Here is a 19664-nt window from a genome sequence, read left to right as displayed (position 1 = left end):
GATGACAAGCCAACCGATTGACGACGTCGGCCTGGACCTGACCGCACCGGAAGAGGTCCCGGCCGAACGACGGCGGAGGGCCAGTCGCGGCCTGCTGATCTGGCTGCGGATGCGCCGCAGCCCGCGATTCTGGATCGGCACCGCGATCGTCGGGCTGTTGATCCTGTGGGCAGTGTTCGGCCCCTTCCTCTACCCCTGGAAGGTCAACCAGCAGGACCTTTTCAACACCGCATCGCCGCCCACTGCGCTGCACTGGCTGGGGACTGACGCGGTCGGCAACGACATGTACGCCCTGGTGATGGCCGGTCTGCGCACCTCACTGATCATCGGTCTGACCGCCGGGCCCGCCGCGACGCTGATCGCGGCGATCGTCGGGTCCCTTCGCCGGCTATCTGGGCGGTCGGGTGGATGCGGTGATTAGCTGGGTGATCAATCTGCTCCTGGTGATCCCGTCGTTCTTCATCCTGATCATGGTCACTCCTGCGTTGAAGCATTTCGTGACGGTCGGCCTGATCATCGGCATCGCAGGTTTCGGTTGGATGGTGATGGGCCAGGTCGTCCGGGGTCAGGCACGGTCGCTGCGCCAGCGGGACTTCGTCCGGGCAGCTCGTTACATGGGCATCAGCACATCGGAGATCATCCGTCGGCACATCATTCCCAACATGGCCTCACTGCTGATCATCGACGCCACTCTCGGCGTGGTTGCGGCGGTGCTGAGCGAGACGGCCCTGTCCTACTTCGGCTTCGGCATCCAGCCGCCGGCCACCTCGATCGGCACCCTGCTGGCCAACAACACCCAGGCAGCCACCACCCAGCCGTGGATGTTCCTGTCGCCGGCTGTCGTGCTTGTCGTACTCCTGTTCGGCGTGAGTCTGGTCGGTGAGGCCTTCCGCGACGCCCTCGACCCGACCTCCGGAGCCGCACGTGACTGACCTGACCACAACCCCGACAAGTCCATTCGTCAAGGGCACACCCGCCGACCTGTCCGACCCGAAGGCCGGTGCGCCGCTGCTCGAGGTCGAGAATCTTTCCGTCGACTTTCCGGCGCCCAACCAGCCGGGTGGGGTGGTGCACGCGGTCCGCGGCATCAACTACCAGGTACGGCAGGGCGAATTCCTGAGCATCGTCGGCGAGTCGGGGTCGGGCAAGTCGGTGTCCTCGATGGCCGTCATCGGTCTGCTGCCGTCGTCGGCGAGGATCTCGGGAAGCATCCGGTTCCGCGGCCAGGATCTGCTCGCCAAGGACGATGTCGCGATGTCCCGCCTGCGCGGCCGGGAGATCGCGATGATCTTCCAGGACCCGCTGTCGGCGCTGACGCCGGTCTACAACATCGGCTGGCAGCTGACCGAGGGTCTGAAGCTGCACGACCGTGGGCTGACCGACCGCGCCGCGAACGCCCGGGCGATCGAGTTGCTGCGGATCGTCGGCATCCCGTCGCCGGAGCGACGGATGACGTCCTTCCCGCACGAGTTCTCCGGCGGTATGCGGCAACGCGTGATGATCGCCATCGCGATCGCCAACGACCCGAACCTGATCATCGCCGACGAGCCGACCACAGCGCTGGATGTCACCATCCAGGCGCAGATCCTCGAGGTGTTGCAGAAGGCCCGCGAGATCACCGGTGCCGCGGTGGTGTTGATCACCCACGACCTTGGCGTGGTCGCCGGCAATGCCGACCGGGTCGCGGTGATGTACGCCGGCAAGCTGGTCGAGACCGGCAACATCGACGACATCTTCTACCGGCCCGCCATGCCGTATACGGCTGGGCTGTTGCGTTCGGTACCCAACATGCAGACCGCCGGCACCCAGCGACTGGTCCCGCTCGAAGGCAACCCGCCGTCGTTGGCGAACCTGCCTCCGGGTTGTCCCTTCGAGCCCCGTTGCCCGGCGGCGATCGACCGGTGCGGGGAGATCGAGCCCGAGCTTGCGCCGGTCCCCGGCGGACGCAGCGACCAGCAGTTGGCGGCATGCATCCGCTCCGATGAGATCGCTGCCGGCCGGTTGCCCATCTCAGAGATCTTCCCCAGGCCGGAGGCTCAGGAGATCAAGCGGTCCCGTGGTGCCGAGCCGGTGATCAGGGTGGAGAACCTGGTCCGGCACTTCCCGCTGACCAAGGGCGCGGTGTTCCGGCGCAGGGTCGGCACAGTCAAGGCCGTCGACGGGGTCAGCTTCGAACTGGCGCCCGGTGAGGTGCTCGGCCTGGTCGGGGAATCGGGTTGCGGCAAATCCACCACCGTGATGGAGGTGCTCGAGCTCGCCAAGCCCCAGTCCGGCCGGATCCTGATCAACGGAACCGCAGTCAGCGAGTTGAGCCGCTCGGGCAAGATTGCGATGCGCAAGGAGATCCAGGTCGTCTTCCAGGATCCGATGGCCGCCATCGATCCGCGCTTCACCGTCTACGACATCGTCGCCGAACCGATGCGGGTGCACAAAGTGCCCGAGCGCGAGAAGGAGAAGAAGGTCGCCGAGATGCTCGAACTCGTCGGCCTCGACCCGATGACGGCGTCTCGGTATCCGCACGAGTTCTCCGGTGGCCAGCGGCAGCGCATCGAGATCGCTCGGGCGCTGACGACGGACCCGAAGATTCTCGTCCTGGACGAGCCGGTCTCCGCCCTGGATGTCTCCATCCAGGCCGGCGTGATCAATCTGCTGGAGGATCTGCGGGAACGGCTGTCGCTGTCCTACCTCTTCGTCGCCCATGATCTTGCCGTGGTGCGTCAGGTCGCGGACAAGTTGGCCGTGATGTACCTGGGTCGGATCGTCGAGTACGGCGAGGCGGCGAACATCTTCGCCGAGCCGAAGCATCCCTACACCAAGGCGCTGATGTCGGCGGTGCCGATTCCCGACCCTGAGGTCGAGCGGAATCGTCGGCGGATCCTTCTCGAAGGTGATCTTCCGAGCCCGGTGGAGGACTTCACCGGGTGTCGGTTCGCGGGCCGGTGCCCGCTGTACCAGCTGGTCGACGAGGACCGGCAGAAGCGTTGTCGCGCAGAAGACCCCCAGCTGCACGACGCAGGCGGCTCCTCGGTCGCTTGTCATCACACCGATCAACATCAGCTGGTCACCGGTTGATCGTGATGGCTACCCACGATTTCGGTTCGGCCGCGAGGCGGGCCACCATCAGAAAGGGAACATCTATGAAAGCAAGAAAGGCAACGCTTGCAGCTACCGCTGCACTGTTGGCGCTGTCTGCCGCGGCCTGTAGCGGGTCGGCGAGTCCGGGCAACCAAAAGGCGTCCAACCAGCCGTCCGTCGGCAGCACCGCATCGGCTGGTCTGCCGACCACCGACTACACCAAGCTGCCGTACGACCAGGTCAAGCAAGGCGGAACGCTGACGTTGGGGTCGGCCAGTTGCCGACCAACTGGAACAACAACACCGCTGACGGCGCGCTGGCCGACACCTCGACCATCGAGGGTCCGCTGCTGGGCAGCGGCTCCACCTGGGCGGCCGACGGCAGCTTCAAGGTCGACCCGAACTACGCGGAGTCGATCAAGGTCGTCAAGGACAGCCCGACGACCATCGACGTCAAGCTGAACCCGAAGGCCGTCTGGAGCGACGGGGCGCCGATCACCTACAAGGACATGGTCGCGACCTGGAAGGCGATGAACGGCAAGGACTCCAAGTACAGCCCTGCCGCGACGACCGGCTTCGAGGACATCACCTCGGTCAAGGAGGTCGGTGGGGACCAGTTCCACTACACCGTCACCTTTGACGGCCCGTACGCCGAGTGGTGGAGCTACGTCTACCCGTTCTTCCCGCACCAGGTCGGTGACACCCCGGACGCGTTCAACAATCAATACAAGACCAAGCTGTACCCGACCAACGGTCCGTACGTGATCAGCAAGGTCGACCAGAACGGCGGCGTGGTCACCGAGGTCCCGAACCCGAAGTGGTGGGGCCGCAAGCCCAAGCTCGACAAGGTCGTGTTCCGGGCCATCGATCAGGCCCAGACCGGTCAGGCCTTCGCCAACGGTGAGATCGACTGGATCGACACCGGCGCCTCCGTCGACGTGCTGAAGCAGGCGGAGTCCCGCTCGGGTGCGGTCGTGCAGCGTTCCGGTGGTGTCACCTACACCCACCTGACGATGAACGCCGAAGAAGCACCGTTGACCGACATCAACGTGCGCAAGGCGATCTTCTACGCGATCAATCGGCAGCAGTTCGCTGCGATCGCGCAGAAGGGTCTCGGCGTCCCGCCGGTCACCGTCGGCAGCGGCGTGCTGTTGCCTGGCCAGGCCGGGTACCACAACGTCGAGGACGAGATGTACCCGTACAGCAAGCAGAAGGCGCAGGACAGCCTGAAGGCCGCCGGGTACACCATCGAGAACGGTAAGGCCATGAAGGACGGTAAGCAGCTGACGCTGAGCATCGTCACCCCGGCCAACACCCCGACCAACAACCAGCGTTGCCAGCTGGTCCAGAACTACCTGGGCCAGGTCGGCATCAAGGTCAACATCAACAACGTCCCGCTCGACAAGTACTTCGCCGACTACGTCGTGACCGGCAAGAACAAGAACTTCGAGCTGACGTCGTTCTCCTGGGTCGGCACTCCGACCCCGCTGTCCGGCGCGAAGTCGATCTACACCCCGGCGAACTCGGGGCAGAACTACTTCGGCATCTCCACCCCGGAGATCGGCAAGTTGTTCAAGCAGGCGTCGCAGACGCTCGACACCCAGAAGCGCCTGGAGATCATCAACCAGATCGACAAGGCGATCTACGAGGAAGCCGTCATCGTGACCTTCACCGCGACCCCGAACATCGGTGTCTCGAATCCGAAGTTGGTCAACTACGGTGAGGTGCAGTTCGAGACCCTCGACTGGACCCAGGTCGGCTTCAAGTCCTGATCCGGTACGTGATCCAGAACAGCTGATCAAACCTCAGGGACCGGCCCGTACGTCAGACGACGTACGGGCCGGTTTCGCGTTCCCGGATGACGCCCGGAACCCGATCCGTCAGTCTGCGGTCAGGTCGGTCTGGCGTTGTTCGCCGGAGATCATCCGGACCCTGCCCCGCTTGGGTACCACCGCGGCGAACATCGCCCCGTAGGTCGCGGTCGTGGTGTGGTACGTGCCCGGGTACGCCGTGTGCTGGGGCGATCTCCTGGCGAAGGTGATGTGCCGGCCGTGCCGCGCGGTCAGCGTTTCGTCGTAGTCGAAGCAACCCAGCGCCAGATAACCGACCTCGACGGCGATCGCGATCACCAGCGGCCCCGGCCGGTAACTGCGGGTCACGGTTCCGACCGAGGCAGCGTGTTCCCGGGTCGCTGCCAACGTCATTGCGTACCGGTGTCGGATGTCGGAGTCGTCGAACATCCTGCCCTGCGCCGACCCCGGGTCAGCCAACGCATTCGCAACGAGTGAAGGGATCGCGTTCGGGATGGCGGGATAGCCGGCGACATCCGGCGCGAGCGGGCTCAGCGGCCGATCATGGTCGAAGTTCGGCACAGCAGCGGAATGCAGCCCTGCGCCGTACACCCTGAGCCATTCGCCGGCTGGCCCGTTTCGCCGGTAGAGCGCCAGGTCACGCCAGTCCCGCTGGGTGCTGCTGTAATCGGCGACCGTGATCAACTGTTGTTGATCATTGCCGGTCGTCGACCTGACCGGATAGCCGGTGGAGTTGGGCAGGGTGTACTCCTCGGCGGTCTTCGGTGCCCGCAGCCGATCAGCCAGATCGATCGTCGCCAGGTCCCGGTCCAACAGCGGTCCGCCTTCGATGGTCCGCAACAACTCCCGGTCCCTGGTGCGGGTCGCTGCGAACAGTCGATGGGCATAGCGGTCCTGAACCGCTTGGACCTCCTTCCTGGTGATCTGTGGAGTCATCGAGCCGTCGGGGGTGCAGCCGATGATCGTCGGGAGTGCAACTGCCGTCACCCCACCGGCGAGCAGCGTACGGCGACTCACGGACCTTCCGCCGCTCATTCGCCACTCCCGAGATAGACACCTACCTTCCAAGTGCCTCAATATCTCACGTCCAATACGATCTGGGAGATATGAGCGGACTGGATCAAGCACGGCAGAAAATGACCGAGGCGGGAGTGGCACCCGAAGCCATCGAGGTCTTCAGTCACTACTACGGACAACTGGAGTCAGGTGCGACCGGGCTGATCCCGGAGGACACCATCTCCCCGTTGACCGATCCCGACCGGCTGGCCGACGTCGAGATCAGTGACACCGACCAACAGGCAGCGCTGGCGCGGACCGTCATCATCAAGTTGAACGGCGGGCTGGGCACCTCGATGGGGATGGAGAAGGCCAAGTCGCTGCTGCCGGTCAGGGGCGACCGGACCTTCCTCGACCTGATCGTCAGCCAGGTGCTGGCCGCACGCCAGGCGTACGGGGTGGAGCTTCCGCTGCTGTTCATGAACAGCTTCCGCACCCGGGACGACACGCTGGAAGCGCTGGAGCCGTACGGTGACCTCGCCGTCGGTGACCTGCCGCTGGACTTCCTGCAGAATCGCGAGCCGAAGCTGCTGGTCTCCGATCTGACCCCTGTCGAGTGGCCGGACGATCCCAGCCTGGAATGGTGCCCGCCCGGACACGGTGACCTGTACACGGCTTTGCTGGCCTCCGGCGTGCTGAAGGCGCTACTGGACGCGGGCTACCGGTACGCGTCGGTGTCCAACTCCGACAACCTGGGTGCGGCGCCGAACGCCGCGATCGCGGGCTGGTTCGCGGCCTCCGGGGCGCCCTACGCCGCCGAGCTGTGCCGGCGGACCAAGGCCGATCTGAAGGGCGGCCATCTGGCGGTGCGGAAGTCCGACGGGCGGCTCATCCTGCGCGACACAGCACAGACCCCGCCGGACGAGATCGACTACTTCACCGATCAGGACCGCCATCCCTTCTTCCACACCAACAACCTCTGGTTCGACCTCGAGGTGCTCTACCAGACGCTGGTGGAACGCAAGGGCGTGCTGGGCCTGCCGTTGATCAAGAACGTCAAGACCGTCGACCCGACCGATTCGTCCACCCCGGAGGTGATCCAGGTGGAGAGCGCGATGGGAGCAGCGATCGAGGTCTTCGACGGGTCGACGGCAATCGTCGTTGAACGTGACAGGTTCCTGCCGGTCAAGACCACCAACGACCTGTTGCTGCTCCGCTCCGACAGCTACACCGTCGGCGACGACGGCACAGTGGTCAAGGCGGTCGAGGCGGCTCCGTTGATCGACCTGGACTCGCGCTACTTCAAGAAGATCGCCGACTTCGATGCCCGCTTCCCGGCTGGTCCGCCGTCCCTGATCAAGGCCGACAGCCTGACCGTCAGGGGCGACTGGACCTTCGGCACCGATGTACGCGTGGAGGGTGCGGCCCAGCTCGACGACGACGGCCGGACGCACACCATCCCCGACCGCTCGGTCCTCGGCTGAGCCCTCAGCCGCGGCCCGGTTCTCGGTCGGTGATGGGACTGGACGCCCCGGCGCTGCGAGGTTCAGGCCGCCGTTGTGGGCTTCGGCCCAGCGCCGCCTGCTGGTGAATTCGTACCGCGTGTTGCGAAATCGGCGGCCGGTGGGGGTTCGGGCCGGGATTTCGGTGCTCGTGTTACCAAATCGGCGGTGGTGGCACGGTCCGCGCCTGCGAGGGCTGGTACGTGCCGCCGGGCCGTTCGGCTGCGCCGCCTGCTGGTGAATTCGTACCGCGTGTTACGAAATCGGCGGCTGGTGGGGCTTCGGGCCGGGATTTCGGTACTCGTGTTACCAAATCGACGGCCGAGGGGTGTGGGGCGCGGGATTTCGGTGCTCGTGTTACCAAATCCGCGGTGGTGGCACAGTCCGCGCCGGCGAGGGCTGGTACGTGCCGCCGGGCCGTTCGGCTGCGCCCGCCTGCTGGTGGATTCGTACCGCGTTTGCGAAGTCGACGGCCGGTAGGGGTGTGGGCGTGGGATTTCGGTGCTGGTGTTACCAAGTCGACGGGTGGCCGCGGCCGACCGTGGTGGGAGGCGACGGGGCGCTGCGCGGTGGCGCTGGCGGCGGATAGCGGGGGTGTCCGCCTCCCGCTCGACGTTGGAAGCCGAACGCTCCCCGACCAGGCGGTCAGGGAGCGTTCTGCGGTGATGATCCGTAGAGGTGGATCAGCTTCTGGGGTCCTCGGTCAGAGGATGGTGGCGACCTCGTCGAAGTCGAGCCGCGGATTGCGGTCGTACCACGGGTTCTCGCCCGGCTTGCCGATGTTGACGATGACCAGCGCCTCGTGCTTGCCGTCGGGGAAGAACTCCTTGCTGACGGCTGCGGCGTCGAATCCGGTCATCGGTCCGGCGGCCAGTCCCGCGGCGCGGACGCCGACGATGAAGTAGCCGATCTGCAGTCCTGCACTGAGCCGGGCCATGGCGACCCGAGCGTCGTCACTCTGGGCCAGCGAGTCACGGAACGCGGCGCCGGCATGCGGAAAGACCTTCGGCAGCTCCTCGTGGAAGTCGGTGTCGGCGGCCAGGATGGCGGTCACCGGAGCTGTACCGGTCTTGGCCCGGTTGCCGTCGCTCATCAGCGGCAGCAAACGCTCCTTGGCCTCGGGGGAGCGTACGAAGGCGATCCGGAGCGGCTGACTGTTGGCGGCGGTCGGCGCGTACTTGACCAGGTCGTAGATCGCCCGGATCTGATCGTCGCTGACCGGCTCGGCGGAGAACGTGTTCGCGGTCCGCGCAGCGCGGAAGAGCAGGTCCTGGGAATCGGCCGCCAGTGCGAGGTGGTCGGCGAACTCGGACTCGAACTCTGCGATGGCCGCTTGGGTGAGGGAGGACGTTTCGGTCATGGTTGCTTGAACCATCAAGCAATGGCGTTCTGTTCCCGGTGGGCGGAGGGTCTCAGCTCGCCCTCAGGTGAGGATCAGCACAACCAGATTGCGCGGTCCGTGGACACCCTCGACCCGGTCGAGTTCGATGTCGCTGGTCGCGCTGGGCCCGGAGATCCAGGTGAGCGGGCGGGTGGCGTCCAGACGCGCCACGGCTTCCGGAACTGTGCCGACGATGTCGTCGGCCGCGACGATGCAGAGATGGGTGTCCGGGATCAGCGTGATCGCCCGTCGACCCTGGGTCGGACCAGCGTCCATCACGATCGTCCCGGTGAGCGCGATCCCGACCGCGCTGCCGGTGATCACGCCGTCGACCTGATCGAGGTCCCTGTGCGTCAGGTCGGGTGAATCCCGCACGACCCGGCTGGTCACCGTGGTCAGCCAACCCGGATCGAGATCATCGGGCACCACCACCGAATGGATCCGGCGGTCGGCGAGCACGTTGCCGATCACCCGGCCGAGCTCGTCCCGGTCGATCACCTGGACCTCGGCGCGATAGTCACCGACGCGCTCGGTGAAGAGCTCGACCAATCCGGCCCGGTCCAGGCCGAGATCCCGCGAATAGGTGCGCGACACAGAAGGAGGGACGGCGTCCTTGATCGCGCCACGAACGGCAGCGAGGACCTGTTCCTTGCTGCCCATCGGCTTGATGATCTTGTCGTTGCTCACCGGTCGGCTCCCCGCGTCCGCTCCCACCACTGGTGGAAGGATTCGTCGGGTATCGGCGGGAGGTCGCGGCTGGCGGTCCAGCCGCCGAGCATCCCAGGCAACCGTCGCACGTGTTGGACCACCGGCCCAGCCTTCGATGCCACCTTCTGGGCCCGCTCCAGCCGACGGTGATCAGCGAAGGTCCAGGCGGCGATCCGCATCGCCAGCGCTTCGGCACTCGGTCGGCCCGAGTCCGCGCGCTCCTCGACCACCTCAGCACGCTGCTCGATCAACACCGTCGGAATGTCGATCTTGACCGGGCAGGCCTCGTAGCAGGCGCCGCAAAGGCTGGACGCGAACGGAAGCGCTGCATCGTGTTCATCGGAAACGCCGTGCAACAAGGGATTGAGGATGGCGCCGATCGGACCCGGATAGACCGAACCGTACGCGTGCCCGCCGACCCGCTCGTAGACCGGGCAGACGTTGAGGCAGGCCGAGCAGCGGATGCAACGCAGGGCCTGCCGACCGGTGTTGTCGGCCAGCGCGCGGGTCCGCCCGTTGTCCAGCAGGATGATGTGCAGCTCCTGCGGTCCGTCGCCCTCGGTCACCCCGGTCCACATCGTGGTGTAGGGGTTCATCCGCTCCGCGGTCGACGACCGGGGCAGCACCTGCATGAACACTTCAAGATCGGCGAAGGTCGGCAGCAGCTTCTCGATGCCGACCACAGACACCAGAACATCGGGCAGGGTCAGGCACATCCGGCCGTTGCCCTCCGATTCCAACACCACGAGCGTGCCCGTCTCGGCGACAGCGAAATTCGCGCCGGAGAAGCCGATCGAGGTGGTGAGAAACTTTTCCCGCAGGTGCAGCCGTGCCGCCTCGGCCAGCCGGCGAGGCTCGTCGGTGAGATCATCGGGTGCCGGACGTCCCACCTCTGCCATCCTGTCGAGGAAGATCTGCCGGATCTCCTCGCGGTTACGGTGGATGGCAGGCACGAGGAAGTGGCTCGGGGTGTCACCGCCGAGCTGGATGATCAATTCCGCCAGGTCGGTCTCCCAGGCGTTGATGCCGTCCTCGGCGAACGCCTCGTTCAACCCGATCTCCTGGGTGGCCATCGATTTGACCTTGATAACGTCGGTGCCCTGGTGGGCACGGACGATCTCCGTGCTGATCCTGACTGCCTCGTCGGCATCGGCGGCCCAATGTACGGTTGCGCCGGCCGCGGTGGCGGCGGCCTCGAACTGTTCCAGGTGTCGATCAAGATCGGCAAGGGTACGATCCTTGATCATCGCCGCGGCGGTACGCAGGTCCTGCCAGTCCTCCAGTTCGCCGACCGCCCGCGTGCGCTTGTCCCGGATCGTCCGCGTGGCCCGGCCGAGGTTTCGGCGGAGCTGATCATCACCCAGCGCGATGTGGGCCGCCTCGGTGAAGGCGGGCATCCCGAGGAATGCCACCCCGGGCCGGGGATGCAGCGTGGAATCCTGCTTGGCCATGATCGAGCTCCTGGTCATCCCTGCCCGGCGAGGATCTCTGCGAGGTGCATCGACCGGACTGCGGACTTGCGGCGGCTCAGCAGGCCGCCGAGGTGCATCATGCAGGAGGAATCGGAAGTGCAGATCACCTCCGCACCCGTGGACAGGGCGTTGTTGATCTTGTCCTCGCCCATCGCGGAGGAGACCTCGGCATTCTTCAGGGCGAACGTGCCGCCGAACCCACAGCACTGGTCCGCTTCGGGCAACTCCCGCAGGTCAAGGCCCTTGACCGCCTGCAGCAGCCGATAGGGACGATCACCGACCCCAAGCAGGCGCAGCGAATGGCACGTCGGGTGATAGGTGACACTGCCGTTGAAGGTGGCGCCGACATCGGTGACACCCAGCACGTCGACCAGGAACTCGCTCAGTTCGTAGACCGGAGGCAGATGCACCCCCGGCGCGACATTGCGACCATGGTGCCGCAGCATCCCGGTACACGATCCGGACGGTACGACCACGGCCTCGGCGCCGGCGAAGGTGTCGGCGAAACTGCGGACCATATCGCCGGCGGGCCGGGCGTACCCCGTGTTCATGTGCATCTGCCCGCAACAGGTCTGTGCGACCGGGAAGTCGACCTGACAACCCAGCCGCTCCAGGACGGTGACCATGGCGCGGCCGACGTCAGGAAACAACGTGTCCGCCAGGCAGGTGACAAAGATCGACACCTTCACCGGCTTCTCCTCCCGCCATCACCCGGCGACCCGGCGTCGGGTCGGCTCCGTGTGGACAACCATACGAGGCGGCGGCCGTCCCACGACCGGCAGGGCGGCTCCTAGGATGAGTGATCATGTCCGCCCAGCCACCACCCTGGAACGCAACGCTGGCTTACGCGATCACCGGGCAGCAGTGGAGCCTTCCCGAGTCCGGTCGGCCGGATCCGGTGCTGATCGCGCGCGAGATCGAGCTCCGGTTCCCGGGCGGGCTCGCTGCGGTGCGGTCGACGATCACAGAACGGCGGCGGGCGGGCGAGAGCTGGCCGTACCAGATCCCGGCCGGACTGCGTGCAGAGCTGGGGGCGGCGCAGTGGCTGGCTGCCCTGGGCGACCTCAGCCGGCGGCTCGGCGTCGGGCCCCAGCCGGAGAGACCGGTGCTCAGCGACCGCAAGCCGGATGCCGATGAGGAGCGGCTGTTGCGCGAGGTCCCGCCCCACCACGGCCACTGACCGGGCGGCAACCACTAGCCCAGCAGCAGACTGAGCTGGCTGCCGGCGGCGGCGTCGGCCAGCGCGGTCGCCTCGTCGGGGGTCACCTCGACAAGGACAAGCGTCTGCGGATCATCGGTACCCGGGTCGAGGCCGCCGCCCGATCCCGCTGGTCGGGGGATCGTCACCACCCGGACCTGTCGGGCGACCACCCGGGCGCCGGACCCCGATTCCGGATCGGCGGCGACGATGTCGACTCGGTCGCCGATCCGGAGCAGGTCGATGACGGCCGCATCAGAGATGCGCACCGGTGCGATGACCTTGCCGTCGGCGGCGGTCGGCCGGCCACCGATCACGCTCAACCCGGTCAGCACGGATCCACGAGTGAGTGGGGCGACGAGGGTGCGGCCGACCACGACCTCCGGTTCGGTGACCGCCTGGTCGGGCAGGGCCGCGCTCGGCAGCTCACGGGTGATGAGATCACCTGCCGACAGTTGCCGGCCGCCGGTGAGTTGTCGTGCGGCAACGACCGCCGTGACGGTGGGTGGAGCCGGTGGTGTCGCTGCGGTGATACCGGCCGCCGTCGCGCCCATGGCAGCGATGACGGCCAGCTTGCGGCGGTGCCAGGAGACGAGCCGGATCAGACCGATGAACCCTGCGGACCGCGTACGTGGCATGTGCCGACGCTAGGGTGTGCTGCCCCGGCGCGGGTTGAGTTGTCCACAGCGGACAGCCCGCCACGGTCAGCCGAGCGGATCGGGTGATCAGTCGGCCGCGGCCTTGGCCGGCGCCGGCGAGGAGGTGGACGGAGCAGACGAGGAGCCGTTCCCGGACGAAGTGCCGGAGGAGCTGCCCGAGCTGTCGCCGGACGAGCCGTTCCCGGAGGAGCCGTTGCTCGACGAGCCCGACGACTCCGAGCCGTTGGCCGAGGCGCCCGCCTTGGCGCCGTTGCCTGACCGGTTGTCGGTGCTGTAGAAACCCGAGCCCTTGAACACGACACCGACTGCGTTGTAGACCTTGCGCAGGCTTCCGCCGCAGTTGGGGCACTCCGTGAGCGCAGCATCGCTGAACTTCTGGACCACTTCCAGGTCCTGGCCGCATTCAGCACAACGGTATTGATAGGTCGGCATCTGATTCCTCTTCGGGACTCACCTGGTCACGAGAAGCCGACCGCGACACCGGTCGGCTAGCACTCAAGCATAGCGACTGCTAAGCGATTCCTATTCCTCGACAGCCTCGCGCCGGACGGCGCCTGACCGGTGGCAGCGCCCGGACTCGTTACGCTGTGCCGGTGCGTCGGGTGCATCGGTGGGTGCTGTTCGTCATCTTCGTGCTGGTGTTGATCGTCGGCGCGCTGTCCAGCCTTGCCGTGACGACCATCCGGTCGTCCTATCCGCAGACGTCCGGCCGGATCTCCCTGCCGGGCCTCGACGCCGAGGTCCGGGTGGTCAGGAACGCGTACGGGGTCGCCGACATCTACGCCTCCGATGCCGACGACCTGTTCGCCGCCCAGGGCTACGTGCACGCGCAGGACCGGTTCTGGGAGATGGACTTCCGCCGCCACATCACTGCCGGCCGGCTGTCGGAGCTCTTCGGCCCGTCACAGCTGCCGACCGACGAGGTGATCCGCACCCTGGGTTGGCGGCGGGTGGCCGAGCAGGAGGTCGACCGGCTGTCGCCGACCACTCGCGGCTATCTGGACTCCTATGCCGACGGTGTCAATGCCTACCTCCGCACCCACAAGGCCTCGGCTATCTCACTGGAGTACAACATCCTCGGGTTGACCGGGCTGGACTACCAGCCCGAGCAGTGGACCACGGTCGACTCGGTGTCCTGGCTCAAGGCGATGGCCTGGGACCTCAGTGCCAACAAGGACCAGGAGATCGAACGGGCCCTGTTGACACCTACCTATGGTGCCGACCAGGTCGCGGAACTGTTCCCCGAACACGACGTCGATCAGGCGCGGCCGATCGTTGCCCAAGGCTCGGTCAAGGGCGGCACCTTCCGGCCGGATGCGGCGGCCGGCTCAGCCCGCCCGGCACCGGTGACCGGATCGAGGTCGGTCAACGCCTCGCGAGCGCTGCGGCAGACCGCCGACCGGATCGCGGCCATTCCCCAACTGGTCGGCGACGGCGGAGCAGACCTCGGCGTCGGGTCGAACTCCTGGGCGGTCTCGGGATCCCGGACAACAACCGGCAAGGCGTTGTTGTCCAACGATCCACATCTGGCCACCTCCATCCCGTCGGTCTTCGAACAGATGGGACTGCACTGCACCAGGGTCGGGCCGAGCTGTCCGTTCGACGTGAGCGGCTACACCTTCTGCGGAATGCCCGGGGTGATCATCGGACACAACCAGCAGATCAGCTGGGGTCTGACGACGTCCTATGTCGATGTCGAGGATCTCTATCTCGAACAGGTCCGCAGGGACGCGGTGCGGGTCGGGAAGGGCTGGCAGCCGCTGACCGTCGGCACCGAGGAGATCCGGGTCAAGGGCCAGTCGTCGCCACACCGGATCACCATCCGGGAGTCCCGGCACGGACCGCTGCTGTCCGATGTCGATGATCAATTGGCCCGGGTCGGCAAGGCGGGCGGCACGTCGTACGCCGTCTCGCTGGCGTGGACCGCGCTCACCCCGGACCGCACCATGGACGCCATCTTCGCCCTCGACCGGGCGACCGACTTCCGACAGTTCCGGGCTGCCGCCGCCCTGCTCGCCGCGCCGTCGCAGAATCTTCTGTACGCCGACCGATCGGGCAACATCGGCTATCAGCTTCCCGGAGCGATCCCGATCCGTGGCCGGGGCGACGGATCGGTGCCGGCACCCGGTTGGGACAAGCGGTACGACTGGCGTGGGATGATCAAATTCGACCAGCTCCCGTACAGCTACAACCCGCCCAGCGGGTACATCGTCGCGGCGAACCAACCGATCGTCCGACCCGACTACCCCTATCCGCTGGCGGACGGTGAGTCCTATGGCTGGCGCAGCCAGGAGTTGATCAACCGGATCACCGCGGCCGGCAAGATCAGTCCGGACACGGCGGAAAGCTTCTTCTACGACGACCGGGTTCCGTACGCCGCAGCGTTGCTTCCGTCGATGCTGAAGGTCAGGATCACCGATCCCTGGGTCGCGCAGGGGCAACAAGTGCTCCGTTCCTGGAACCAGCGGTCCGGGACGGATTCGGCGGGCGCCGCCTTCTTCAACGTCGTGGTGCGTGATCTGCTGCAGAAGACCTTCGATGATCAACTTCCGGAAGCGCTGCAGCCGTCGGCGGGCGACACCTGGTACGCGGTGCTCGCCCAGCTGATGAAGAAGCCGAACGACCCCTGGTGGGACGACATCCGCACCAAGGACGTTAAGGAGACCCGCGACGACATCGTGACCAGCGCGATGTACCAGGCGCGCAAGGACATCACCGCGCTGCAGTCCCGGGACACGTCCGGGTGGTCCTGGGGCCGGTTGCACCGCATCACGCTCAAGCACCAGGCCTTCGGCGACGTCGGGCTGATCGATCGGCTGTTCAATCGAGGGGACTATCCGGCACCGGGCGGGCCGGCTGTGGTCGATGCGTTGTCCTTCGACGACCGAGAGGGCTTCGCCGTGACCAACGGTCCGGCGATGCGGATGTTGATCAACTGGGCAGACGTCGACGACTCCCGCTGGATCAACCAGAGCGGAAATTCCGGGCACGCCTACGCTCGGACCTACGACGACCAGCTGCCGCTGTGGGCGACCAACCAGACGTTGCCGTTCCGCTACACCCGGGCGGCCGTGCTCGAGGACTCGACCAGCACGCTGATCTTGACCCCGACCAGCTGAACGGCACGCAATCGCCGGCTCACCGGGCGTGCTCCGGTCCGGCCGTGGCAGGCTGTCTCCATGAGCGATATCGACGCATTGCGAGCACTGGTCACCGACGCGTTCGACCGCGTCGAGGAGTTGGTGGACGGGATCACGGCCGACCTGACGCCCCAGATGGCGACCTACCGACCCGACCCGGGCGCCAACAGCATCGCCTGGCTGGTCTGGCACGCGACCCGGGTCCAGGATGATCACATGGCCGAACTGGCGAAGGTCGATCAGGTCTGGCCGCAATGGCGGGAAAGGTTCGGGCTGCCGTTCGACGACAACGCAACCGGCTACGGGCACGGCCCCGAACAGGTCGGCCAGGTGCAGGTCGCGGGCGACCTGCTGGCCGGCTATCACCGGGAGGTGCAGGCGTTGACCCGTGACTATGTCGGCGCGTTGACCGAGCAGGAACTCGGCCGGGTCGTTGACACCAACTGGGATCCGCCGGTCACCGCTTCTGTCCGTCTGATCAGCGTGATCGGTGACATCACCCAGCACCTCGGCCAGGCCTACTACGTCCAGGGGCTGGCCGAACGCGCCGGCGTGCAGTGATCAATAGTTGCTGATCTCCACCAGGTTCCCGTCCGAGTCTCGGACGTAGACGCTGGTGATCGGACCGGTGGCGCCGGTCCGATCGACCGGCCCGTGCTCGATCGGGACACCGTGACCGGCCAGCGTCGCCATGACGTCGGCCAGTGAGTCCTCGGCGATCAGGCAGACGTCCGCGCTCCCCGGGGTCGGCCGCAGCGCCCTGGGCTCGAACTCGTGACCGGCCTGGTGCAGGTTGATCTTGGACGCACCGAACGCGAGCGCCTTCCGGCCGTCGCCGAAGGTGATCTCCCGCATGCCGAGGACCTCGGTGTAGAAGGCGATCGTCGTCGGAATGTCGGCCACAGTCAACACCAGGTGGTCGAGTCGGTCGATCCGCATGCCTCAGACGGTACTCGGCAGCGGGCTGATCTCCTCGATGGCCCGGCCGGCGGTCGCGCACCCTGCAGCGCGATGTTCGCCGATCATCAAGAACAACGGTCCAGAGGCGAATGCGCCGACCACCGAAGCGATCGAGTACAGCGCGACGGTGAACATGCATGAGGTGCACTCGGCATCAGATCCGGTCCTGCCGCCGGCCTCAGAAGATGATCAACTGGCGGACCGCGGTGCCGTCCGCCAACCGGTCCAATGCCGTGTTGATCTCGTCGAGGGTGATCCGGGCGGAGATCAACTCCTGCACCGGCAGCCGGCCCTGGTGCCACAGCGCCGCGAACCGCGGGATGTCGCGCGACGGGACGGCCGAGCCGAGGTAGCTGCCGGTGATCGTCCTGGCCTCCGCGGTGAGGCCGAGCGGTTTGATCACCGACTCGGCGGTCGGTGCGGGCAGTCCGACGGTGATCGTCGTGCCGCCGGGGGCCGTCAGTTCGACGGCTGTCTCGAAGGCACGTGGATGACCTGCTGCCTCGATGACGATCGGAGCACGGATGCCGGCCTGGGTCGCCCGGTCCGTCAGGTACGCCTCAGTTGCCCCGAGTTCCCTGGCCCGCTCCACCTTCGACGGCAACGCATCGACGCCGATCACCCGGCCGTGACCGAGCGCCAGCCCGGTGATCAGAGCGGCCATCCCGACACCACCCAGGCCGACGATGATCAGATCGTCACCCGGCCGGGGTCGACCGGCGTTGATCACGGCGCCCCCACCGGTCAGCACTGCGCAACCCAGTAGAGCGGCGACGTCTGGTGGGATGTCCTCCTCGACCGGTGTCACCGACCGGCGATCGACAACAGCGTGATCGGCGAACGCCGAGACCCCCAGATGGTGGAAGACACGCTCGCCGTTGCGGTGCAGCCGCATGCCGCCGGTCAGCAGCGTTCCGGCACTGTTGGCCGCCGAGCCCGGTCCGCAGGGCAGCCGGCCGTCGGTCCGGCACTGTGCACAGGCGCCGCACCGCGGCAGGAAGGACAGCACAACCCGCTGACCGGTCCCAAGATCGTCGACGCCGGCGCCGCATCGCTCGACCACGCCTGCCGCCTCGTGACCAAGCAGCATCGGTACCGGGCGAGGGCGGTTTCCGTCGACTACGGACAGATCGGAGTGACATACCCCGGCGGCCTCGATCCGGACCAGGACCTCGCCGGGTCCGGGTGGATCAAGATCGATCTCACTGATCGTCACCGGCCCGGAACCGGCATACGGCCTGTGCCGGCCGACCTGCTCGAGAACCGCACCGGTGATCTTCATCACCGGTGACGATACCGGCTCAGCCTTCGCAGGGCCTGGGAGCCGTGTGCAGGTCACCGATCCACTCGGGGGCCGGGCGCGGATCGCCGACCGGCTGGTAGCGGCCATCCACGATCTCGTACTCCCAACGAGGACCATCGGTGATCAGCGAGCGCAACGCTTCCAGCAAACGGTCGACATCAGACGCCTGGCTGCCGACGCCGAAGCTGGCCCGCAATGCGCCGCTCGGCACGCCCAACCGGGCTGCCAGCGGATGGGCACAGAATGCTCCGTCGCGAACGCCGATCCCGTGCTCGGCCGAAAGACAGGCGGCGACCAGCCCCGAGTCGTAGCCGTCGATCGTGAAACCGACCACGCCGACGGCGTCATAGCAGTCGTCCCAGATCGACAACACGCGGACTTCGTCGATCGCCGCCAAGCGGGACAACAACCGGGTCCGCAACCGCCACTCGTGCCGGCGGAGATGATCGTCCCCGATCCGATCGATCTCCCGGCAGGCTGCGGCGAGCGCCGCAGCACCAAGCACGTTCGGCGTCCCACCCTCGTGCCGAGCCGGTCCCGACGCCCAATCGGCGTGCTCCACGGTGACCCTGCGGACCGCACCACCGCCCGCCAAATACGGCTCGGCGGCGTCCAGCCAGTCGGCCCGGCCGATCAGCGCGCCCGCACCGTAGGGCGCATACAGCTTGTGACCGGAGAAGGCCAGGTAGTCGATGTCGGAGGCTGCGATGTCAATCCTGCGATGCGGGACCAGTTGGGCTCCGTCGATGACGATCCTGGCGCCGTGTCGGTGAGCCAGGGCGGCGATCCGGCGGATCGGCAGGACCTCTCCCGTCACGTTCGACGCGCCAGTGATCGCCAGCAGGCCGGCCCCGGTGTTGATCACCGCCTGCTCGAGATCATCGAGAGTCTGTTCCAGAGTCTCGGCCGCCGGAACGACGGTGGCGCCGCTTCGCTGCCAGGACAGCAGATTCGCGTGGTGTTCGATGTCAAGACAGACGACCGGTGCGCCGTCCGGAACAGCGCCGGCGAGCAGATTCAGGGCGTCGGTGGTGTTCCGGGTGAAGACGGTCAGGTCGTCGCTGCGCGCGCCGACGAATGCGGCGACGGTCGCGCGGGACTGTTCGTAGAGGGCTGTGCTGACCGCGGACGCAAACCCGGCGCCGCGGTGCACGGAGGCGTAGTAGGGGAGGATCCGCTGCTGGTCGGCGACCACGGCGGCCAGCGCCGGAGCACTCGCCGCATAGTCGAGGTTCGCGTACGGCACCGAACGGCCGTCGACCAGCGGAACCTCGAGATCGGCACCGGTCACTGCAGCCAGCGGGCCAAACGCATCCCGCCGGCGGAACGGCTCGCCAAGATCACGAAGGCGCAGCCGGTCCGTGGCCGGTGCCGAGGTACACGACTGATCGAGCTGCCTGGTCTGCGGCCCGGCGCTACGTCCGGACAGAACGGTGATCGACACCTCGGCACTCCTCGAG

At 66.8% G+C, this 19664-nt stretch carries 19 protein-coding genes; 8 read left to right on the top strand and 11 right to left on the bottom strand.

Annotated elements, in window-relative coordinates; translation table 11 throughout:
• The first annotated feature begins 1 nt into the window (after position 1).
• The 4 genes from GJV80_RS23965 (at position 2) to GJV80_RS13295 (ending at position 4846) form a co-directional block, all read left to right on the top strand.
• Positions 2-421 (top strand): hypothetical protein, encoded by a 420-nt coding sequence (locus tag GJV80_RS23965; protein ID WP_230207665.1) that lies wholly within the window; start codon positions 2-4, stop codon positions 419-421.
• Positions 405-932 carry an ABC transporter permease gene (locus tag GJV80_RS23960; protein WP_230207663.1) on the top strand — a complete coding sequence of 176 codons (528 nt, stop codon included), beginning with the start codon at positions 405-407 and terminating at the stop codon, positions 930-932. The genes GJV80_RS23965 and GJV80_RS23960 overlap by 17 nt, the downstream gene beginning before the upstream one ends.
• A complete protein-coding gene (locus GJV80_RS13300) occupies positions 925-3072 on the top strand; it encodes an ABC transporter ATP-binding protein (RefSeq protein ID WP_230207662.1) in 2148 nt (715 codons plus the stop codon). Before GJV80_RS23960 ends, GJV80_RS13300 begins: the two co-directional genes overlap by 8 nt.
• 280 nt (positions 3073-3352) lie before the next feature.
• Positions 3353-4846 carry an ABC transporter family substrate-binding protein gene (locus tag GJV80_RS13295; protein ID WP_195908916.1) on the top strand — a complete coding sequence of 498 codons (1494 nt, stop codon included), beginning with the start codon at positions 3353-3355 and terminating at the stop codon, positions 4844-4846.
• A gap of 108 nt (positions 4847-4954) precedes the next feature.
• Here the strand turns inward: GJV80_RS13295 and GJV80_RS13290 are convergent, their stop codons facing one another.
• On the bottom strand, positions 4955-5902 hold the full coding sequence (locus GJV80_RS13290) for a hypothetical protein (protein ID WP_154688304.1): 948 nt from the start codon (positions 5900-5902) through the stop codon (positions 4955-4957).
• An 89-nt stretch (positions 5903-5991) separates the two neighbouring features.
• Between GJV80_RS13290 and GJV80_RS13285 the strand changes: the two genes are divergently transcribed.
• Positions 5992-7365 carry a UTP--glucose-1-phosphate uridylyltransferase gene (locus GJV80_RS13285; protein WP_154688303.1) on the top strand — a complete coding sequence of 458 codons (1374 nt, stop codon included), beginning with the start codon at positions 5992-5994 and terminating at the stop codon, positions 7363-7365.
• 721 nt (positions 7366-8086) lie between these two features.
• On the opposite strand, the gene GJV80_RS13280 is transcribed toward GJV80_RS13285, so the two are convergent.
• The 4 genes from GJV80_RS13280 to GJV80_RS13265 all read right to left on the bottom strand — a co-directional run bounded on the left by GJV80_RS13280 (position 8087) and on the right by GJV80_RS13265 (position 11633).
• Positions 8087-8743 carry a malonic semialdehyde reductase gene (locus GJV80_RS13280; protein ID WP_154688302.1) on the bottom strand — a complete coding sequence of 219 codons (657 nt, stop codon included), beginning with the start codon at positions 8741-8743 and terminating at the stop codon, positions 8087-8089.
• Between the two features lie 63 nt (positions 8744-8806).
• Positions 8807-9451 carry an LUD domain-containing protein gene (locus GJV80_RS13275; RefSeq protein ID WP_230207661.1) on the bottom strand — a complete coding sequence of 215 codons (645 nt, stop codon included), beginning with the start codon at positions 9449-9451 and terminating at the stop codon, positions 8807-8809.
• On the bottom strand, positions 9448-10923 hold the full coding sequence (locus tag GJV80_RS13270; protein WP_154688301.1) for a lactate utilization protein B: 1476 nt from the start codon (positions 10921-10923) through the stop codon (positions 9448-9450). Before GJV80_RS13270 ends, GJV80_RS13275 begins: the two co-directional genes overlap by 4 nt.
• A gap of 14 nt (positions 10924-10937) precedes the next feature.
• On the bottom strand, positions 10938-11633 hold the full coding sequence (locus GJV80_RS13265) for a (Fe-S)-binding protein (protein WP_154688300.1): 696 nt from the start codon (positions 11631-11633) through the stop codon (positions 10938-10940).
• Between the two features lie 116 nt (positions 11634-11749).
• Here GJV80_RS13265 and GJV80_RS13260 point away from each other — a divergent pair, with 116 nt between their 5' ends.
• A complete protein-coding gene (locus GJV80_RS13260; protein ID WP_154688299.1) occupies positions 11750-12124 on the top strand; it encodes a hypothetical protein in 375 nt (124 codons plus the stop codon).
• Positions 12125-12138: 14 nt separating this feature from the next.
• Here the strand turns inward: GJV80_RS13260 and GJV80_RS13255 are convergent, their stop codons facing one another.
• Both GJV80_RS13255 and GJV80_RS13250 read right to left on the bottom strand, forming a co-directional pair.
• On the bottom strand, positions 12139-12780 hold the full coding sequence (locus GJV80_RS13255) for an RcpC/CpaB family pilus assembly protein (protein WP_154688298.1): 642 nt from the start codon (positions 12778-12780) through the stop codon (positions 12139-12141).
• 87 nt (positions 12781-12867) lie between these two features.
• The gene (locus tag GJV80_RS13250; RefSeq protein ID WP_154688297.1) at positions 12868-13233 is read right to left on the bottom strand and encodes an FmdB family zinc ribbon protein; all 366 of its coding nucleotides are present in this window, start codon (positions 13231-13233) and stop codon (positions 12868-12870) included.
• A 161-nt stretch (positions 13234-13394) separates the two neighbouring features.
• Between GJV80_RS13250 and GJV80_RS13245 the strand changes: the two genes are divergently transcribed.
• Positions 13395-15920, top strand: coding sequence for a penicillin acylase family protein (locus tag GJV80_RS13245; protein ID WP_195908915.1), 2526 nt, complete (start codon positions 13395-13397; stop codon positions 15918-15920).
• Positions 15921-15980: 60 nt separating this feature from the next.
• Positions 15981-16502 carry a DUF664 domain-containing protein gene (locus tag GJV80_RS13240; protein ID WP_154688295.1) on the top strand — a complete coding sequence of 174 codons (522 nt, stop codon included), beginning with the start codon at positions 15981-15983 and terminating at the stop codon, positions 16500-16502.
• Here the strand turns inward: GJV80_RS13240 and GJV80_RS13235 are convergent, their stop codons facing one another.
• The 4 genes from GJV80_RS13235 to GJV80_RS13220 are packed head-to-tail and all read right to left on the bottom strand — an operon-like array spanning position 16503 to position 19648.
• Positions 16503-16880: a VOC family protein gene (locus GJV80_RS13235; protein WP_154688294.1), complete on the bottom strand. Its 378-nt coding sequence runs from the start codon at positions 16878-16880 to the stop codon at positions 16503-16505.
• 3 nt (positions 16881-16883) lie between these two features.
• The gene (locus tag GJV80_RS13230; protein WP_154688293.1) at positions 16884-17036 is read right to left on the bottom strand and encodes a hypothetical protein; all 153 of its coding nucleotides are present in this window, start codon (positions 17034-17036) and stop codon (positions 16884-16886) included.
• Positions 17037-17079: 43 nt separating this feature from the next.
• Positions 17080-18183, bottom strand: a complete 1104-nt coding sequence (locus tag GJV80_RS13225) for an alcohol dehydrogenase catalytic domain-containing protein (RefSeq protein WP_154688292.1) — start codon at positions 18181-18183, stop codon at positions 17080-17082.
• Positions 18184-18202: 19 nt separating this feature from the next.
• Positions 18203-19648, bottom strand: a complete 1446-nt coding sequence (locus tag GJV80_RS13220) for an aminotransferase class V-fold PLP-dependent enzyme (protein WP_230207659.1) — start codon at positions 19646-19648, stop codon at positions 18203-18205.
• Positions 19649-19664: the final 16 nt, after the last annotated feature.

Origin of the sequence: Microlunatus sp. Gsoil 973, assembly GCF_009707365.1 — a bacterium.
GTDB lineage: Bacteria > Actinomycetota > Actinomycetes > Propionibacteriales > Propionibacteriaceae > Microlunatus.
This window is presented reverse-complemented; position numbering and strand designations above follow the sequence as displayed.

Bases quoted from the DNA above. Each gene is read 5' to 3' on its own strand.
- GJV80_RS13250 (WP_154688297.1), bottom strand. From the start codon at position 13,233: ATGCCGACCTATCAATACCGTTGTGCTGAATGCGGCCAGGACCTGGAA.
- GJV80_RS13230 (WP_154688293.1), bottom strand. From the start codon at position 17,036: ATGTTCACCGTCGCGCTGTACTCGATCGCTTCGGTGGTCGGCGCATTC.
- GJV80_RS13280 (WP_154688302.1), bottom strand. From the start codon at position 8,743: ATGACCGAAACGTCCTCCCTCACCCAAGCGGCCATCGCAGAGTTCGAG.
- GJV80_RS13270 (WP_154688301.1), bottom strand. From the start codon at position 10,923: ATGGCCAAGCAGGATTCCACGCTGCATCCCCGGCCCGGGGTGGCATTC.
- GJV80_RS23965 (WP_230207665.1), top strand. From the start codon at position 2: ATGACAAGCCAACCGATTGACGACGTCGGCCTGGACCTGACCGCACCG.
- GJV80_RS13240 (WP_154688295.1), top strand. From the start codon at position 15,981: ATGAGCGATATCGACGCATTGCGAGCACTGGTCACCGACGCGTTCGAC.
- GJV80_RS13255 (WP_154688298.1), bottom strand. From the start codon at position 12,780: ATGCCACGTACGCGGTCCGCAGGGTTCATCGGTCTGATCCGGCTCGTC.
- GJV80_RS13285 (WP_154688303.1), top strand. From the start codon at position 5,992: ATGAGCGGACTGGATCAAGCACGGCAGAAAATGACCGAGGCGGGAGTG.
- GJV80_RS13260 (WP_154688299.1), top strand. From the start codon at position 11,750: ATGTCCGCCCAGCCACCACCCTGGAACGCAACGCTGGCTTACGCGATC.
- GJV80_RS13225 (WP_154688292.1), bottom strand. From the start codon at position 18,183: ATGAAGATCACCGGTGCGGTTCTCGAGCAGGTCGGCCGGCACAGGCCG.
- GJV80_RS13235 (WP_154688294.1), bottom strand. From the start codon at position 16,880: ATGCGGATCGACCGACTCGACCACCTGGTGTTGACTGTGGCCGACATT.